The organism is Pseudomonas sp. 2822-15, from assembly GCF_002742515.1.
GTDB classification, from domain to species: domain Bacteria; phylum Pseudomonadota; class Gammaproteobacteria; order Pseudomonadales; family Pseudomonadaceae; genus Aquipseudomonas; species Aquipseudomonas salomonii.
The window spans coordinates 1-240 of sequence record NZ_LJRY01000412.1 but is presented as its reverse complement, the minus strand read 5'-3'; the positions used below and the strand labels follow the sequence as shown (position 1 = coordinate 240).

The 240-nt window shown below is 50.8% G+C and carries 1 tRNA gene; it reads right to left on the bottom strand.

Annotation, left to right across the window (positions count from 1 at the left end):
- Positions 1 to 59 (bottom strand) — tRNA-Ile (locus AOA59_RS31245).
- Positions 60 to 240: the final 181 nt, after the last annotated feature.

Below are 240 nucleotides of genomic sequence, written 5' to 3'. Positions count from 1 at the left end.
GGGCAGATTCGAACTGCCGACCTCACCCTTATCAGGGGTGCGCTCTAACCAACTGAGCTACAGACCCAATTTCGAGCTGCTAAGGCCGACCTCACCCTGCTCTTTACCACAGAGCATGGGGTGCGCTCTAACCAACTAAGCTACAACCCTTTAGGCTGCTTCTTATCGTCTTCTTCAATGAATCAAGCAATTCGTGTGGGAACTTATGGAGCAGCTGATGTCGTCGATTAAGGAGGTGAT